This window comes from Kosmotoga sp. (assembly GCF_982836095.1).
On sequence record NZ_CEYIHJ010000177.1, the window covers coordinates 1 to 3,670 of the forward strand.

At 40.2% G+C, this 3,670-nt stretch carries 3 protein-coding genes; all 3 read left to right on the plus strand.

Annotated elements, in window-relative coordinates:
- The first annotated feature begins 291 nt into the window (after positions 1–291).
- Complete coding sequence (locus AC3LHT_RS09580) at positions 292–2,283, plus strand: HD domain-containing phosphohydrolase (RefSeq protein ID WP_488662730.1); 1,992 nt, start codon at positions 292–294, stop codon at positions 2,281–2,283.
- Positions 2,280–3,110: a patatin-like phospholipase family protein gene (locus tag AC3LHT_RS09585; protein ID WP_290645855.1), complete on the plus strand. Its 831-nt coding sequence runs from the start codon at positions 2,280–2,282 to the stop codon at positions 3,108–3,110. The genes AC3LHT_RS09580 and AC3LHT_RS09585 overlap by 4 nt, the downstream gene beginning before the upstream one ends.
- Positions 3,107–3,670: hypothetical protein (locus tag AC3LHT_RS09590; RefSeq protein ID WP_488662731.1), on the plus strand; the 564-nt coding region annotated here is incomplete at its 3' end. The genes AC3LHT_RS09585 and AC3LHT_RS09590, both read left to right, overlap by 4 nt.

Below are 3,670 nucleotides of genomic sequence, written 5' to 3' on the forward strand. Positions count from 1 at the left end.
TATTGTTCTGTTGAATACGAATACACAAAATCGGAAACAATCAAGACTTCGAACCAAACTCAAAAGGAGGAAGTCAATATCAATAGCGGTACCTGCACCTTTCTCTAATTGCAGATGTAAGGAAGCTTGTCTGCTTTCCTGAATGAGCACCAGACTGCTAAACCAAAGGCAAAAGATATCATGATCAATTTTTTTGGCTAAACAAAACTCTATGAATAACACTATAATAACTATGTATTATTATATATAATTGTCTTAAATAGGTATATTGGAAGGTGAAATCATATAAAAATGCTCAAGTTAAAGCGAATCATTATTTTATTTATACTCCTGATAAGCACTTCTTTATTTGCTAGTGATTTGCTTCTTGTTGGTGTATACCAAAATGCCCCATTAAATTATATGGATGGAAACACCCCTAAGGGATTCTTTGTAGATCTTGCCAAAGATTGGGCTTTAGCTTCAGGATATGAGCTCAGCTTTGTTTACGGGGAATTTCCTGATTTGCTTGAGAAGATAAAAAACAATGAAATTGATTTGCTTCTAAGTGCCGCAAAATCGCCTGAACGTGAGAAATTTATGGCCTTCAACAACACGCCTCTTTTCACTAATCATGGAGTTGTAATTGTCAAGAATACTTCTAATATTGTTTCAATTCAACAACTCTCTGACAAAAAGATAGGCGTGCTTGTAAAGGACATTCACGAAACCTTTCTGGATAAGTTTCTCACCACGGAAAATGTCATTGTTAAGAAAGTTTATTACCGATCTTACGAAGAGATTGTAAATTCAATAATGGCAGGGAATATTGATGCCGGCTTGCTGAATTATAGCTTGAGCACTTATTATCTGAATAATGGCCGTGGCTTGAAGATGGTTATTGAAAAACTTGGTTCGGTGGATCTTTATATCGGGCTGAGCAAAAAACGCCAGGGACTCAAAGCTTCTCTGGATAATTTTTTTCAGAAACAATTAAAGGACAAAGAAAGCACTTATTATTCAGTTCTTGAGAAATGGTTCGGTAAATATCTCATGCCTTCGATTAATGAAGAAAAAGCAAAGCGATTGCTAACAGTTGGCATTATAATTATTGGCATCTCTACCCTTGGAGCATTGACAGCCGTTTTTTCTTACCGGATTATAAAATCAAAGCTCCATAAAAGCGAAATACACGTCGAGGAACTCAACAAACTCCTCCTTGATGCAGTTGCTACATTTGCGGAAATGAATCCAAATGTCTCAGACCGCATATTTTTTGAAAAACTGCTTGATCTTGCACTTGAATTCATTCCAGAAGCTGATAGCGGGTGTGTTTCGGTGATTTCTGATGGCTTCTGGAAGTTCAGGGCTGTGAGAGGATATGACAGTTCGCTGTATGATCTGAAAATTCCTGCAGAATATATGATTAATGCCAAAGAAAAAGCCATTGTTGTCAAAAATATTTCTGATTACAACAAGAAAGAATTGCCTGAGAAGTACCAGAAAGCTTTTATAAAAGCCGGGGCTTCAGAAATCAAGGTATCTTTGATGGTTGGCTATTACGTCAACGGAGAATATCTTGGAAACATAAGCCTTGATACGAAAAAAGACACAGAATTTTCAGAGAGTTCCAGGATAAAACTCGAATATCTTGGAAAAATCGCTTCCCAGTTTTTCAGAATGAGGCAGGTTACTGAACTGGAAAACCAGGCAAAAGAGGAAGTTATCTATGCCCTTGTAAGGGCTCTTGAAACAGGGGATCCCTATACAAGCGGCCATAGTGTTCGTGTAGCTAACTATGCAATTATGCTTGGAAAAAGATTGAATTTGAATGAGGATGAACTCAACACACTAAAATGGGCTGCGTTGTTGCATGATATCGGGAAGATAGGTGTACCGAGAGAGATCCTGTTAAAAACCGGAAAATTGAATGCTTACGAACTGCAAATCATAAGGGAACATGTAAAAACGGGGGTGGATATGTTAAAGAACTTTCGCTCTCTAAAGAAAATGATCCCTATTATCGCCGCGCATCATGAGCGCTGGGATGGCAAGGGATACCCTGAAGGCCTTAAAGGCGAGGAAATTCCACTGCTGTCGCGAATCCTTTCGATCGTCGATGCATACGATGCAATGAGAAGCAACAGGCCATATAGAGCACCTATAAGCTTCGAAGAAGCTCTTGAAGAAATCATAAAAAACGCTGGAACTCAGTTCGATCCGCAAATAGCAAGGATATTTGTTGAATACGTCCATGAAATAGATTTAACCCATTTTAAGGAGGATACGCTGAGAAAATCATGAGAAAAGCCCTTGTGCTCAGTGGAGGCGGAGCGAAAGGCGCAGCACATGTAGGAGTGATAAAAGCCCTTGAAGAAGCGGGTTTTAGACCCGATTTCATCGTTGGGGTTAGTATAGGGGCCGTTGTTGGCGCTGGCTATGCTCTTTTAGGGGATGCTTCGTTATTGTGGAGGTACGCACATAAGGTTTACAAAAGGGCTTTGAAATTCTTCCCTTTTGATTTTTCTGCCCTTGATCACAAATATTCTCCTTTTTTCGCTAAACTTGGTTGCTGGTATATGTCTTCAAGGATATCCGTATTACCATCGTGGATTTATTTCGGCATCTTCAGGCATTATTTGAAGAGATTCCGCTTTGAAGATGTGAAAATACCCTTTTGCTGTATTGCCTGTGATCTGAACAGTGGAGAGGATGTTTTTCTTTCTTCTGGAAGGCTTCTGGAGGCTGTGGAGGCTTCTATGTCAATTCCAGGAATTTTTCCTCCCATAAAGTTGCAAGGAAGATTGTTGGTAGATGGGGGAACGTTGAATAACCTGCCTGTTTCCGCTGCCAGGAAACTTGGAGCTGAATATGTCGTGGCGGTGAACTTGATGGAAAAGCAACATAGCCCAAAGAAACCCGAAACTTCAAACCAGATTCTTACTACGATTAATGAAGCTATAACGGAGAAATTGTCAACCTTGCGTAGAGAAGAGGAAAAAGCTGATTTTCTCATTATTCCACCGGTTTCGCATATTGGCACTTTGAAATTCAGAGAATCCTTTGAATTAATGGAAAGTTCTTACACTTATACAAAAGGCCTACTTAAGAAGAGGGAAATAAGAGTATGAATCTTCACGCTGGGGGATTTGGGCTTTCAGGACTTATGGCTATTCCGTACATACGTAAATATTTACGAAAAGAAAAAACAACGGGAATTATCCTGAACGGCATTGCGGGCTTGTACACCATCTCTGCTAAGGAATTTAGCAAGAGAAAAGCTGCTGAAATTGTTCTGGATTTTTTGAAAACTTTTGAAGATCCCCTCAAGGTCATGGAAAGAGCTTATGCCGGAAGTTGTAAAGGAGGCACTACCAGGGGAAAAGAAATAGCCTACTGTGCCCGCTGGACGACTGCCGGCCATCTGGCTAACTGGGAAAGTTTTCGCTGGTTTGAATCTTTCTCAAACACGGTTTATACCGGCATCTATATCGAACTCCTGGATTTGGTGGAGAAAAGGCCACTCCTTTTCAATGGTACTGCAAAGGCCATGGCTCAAGCTTCTGTTGCTTTTCCGGGGCTTTTTCCCCCGCTTGGGGGGAGATATGTGAGCACAACGTACTACACACAAATTCCCGTCTCATTTGTTGAAGATGGTGATACGGTAATCCTGAATTTGCTAAAATCAGAT

What these genes read in the sequence shown, in the direction of transcription:
- AC3LHT_RS09580 (WP_488662730.1), top strand. Translation starts at nt 292, where the DNA reads ATGCTCAAGTTAAAGCGAATCATTATTTTATTTATACTCCTGATAAGC.
- AC3LHT_RS09585 (WP_290645855.1), top strand. Translation starts at nt 2,280, where the DNA reads ATGAGAAAAGCCCTTGTGCTCAGTGGAGGCGGAGCGAAAGGCGCAGCA.